Consider the following 672-nt stretch of genomic DNA (forward strand, 5'->3'; position numbering starts at 1 on the left):
GGTCTCGGCGGTCTTGGCTTCTTCAACCGTGATGACGCCTTCATTGCCGACCTTCTGCATCGCTTCGGCGATCATCTTGCCGACCGACTCGTCGCCATTGCCGGCGATCGTGCCGACCTGGGCAACTTCCTCGGAGTTCTTGATCTTCTTGGCAGCGTTGCCGAGAGCCGCGACCACTTCGGTCACGGCCAGGTCGATGCCGCGCTTCAGGTCCATCGGGTTCATGCCGGCGGCAACGGCCTTGTTACCTTCCTGGACGATCGACTGCGCCAGGACGGTCGCGGTCGTGGTGCCATCACCGGCGATGTCGTTGGTCTTCGAAGCAACTTCGCGGATCATCTGCGCGCCCATGTTTTCGAACTTGTCGGAAAGTTCGATTTCCTTGGCGACGGTGACGCCGTCCTTGGTGATGCGCGGTGCGCCGAACGACTTGTCGATGACGACATTGCGGCCCTTGGGACCGAGGGTCACCTTCACCGCGTCGGCGAGGATGTTGATGCCGTGAAGCATGCGCTCGCGGGCGTCGCGGGAGAATTTTACGTCTTTGGCAGCCATTTTTTAGCTCCTGGCAGGGGCTTGCGATCAAGCCCGAAATTCAGTTGACGGTGAGGCCGATGATCAGCCGATGATGCCCATAATGTCGGATTCCTTCATGATCAGAAGGTCTTCGCC

General features: G+C 59.8%; 1 protein-coding gene. It reads right to left on the reverse strand.

Annotated elements, in window-relative coordinates; translation table 11 throughout:
• Positions 1 to 555, reverse strand: a 555-nt coding sequence (locus X726_RS137230) for a TCP-1/cpn60 chaperonin family protein (protein ID WP_023673979.1), incomplete at its 3' end; no start/stop codon positions are given.
• Between the last annotated feature and the right edge of the window lie 117 nt (positions 556 to 672).

It is taken from the genome of Mesorhizobium sp. LSJC285A00 (assembly GCF_000503155.1).
GTDB lineage: Bacteria > Pseudomonadota > Alphaproteobacteria > Rhizobiales > Rhizobiaceae > Mesorhizobium.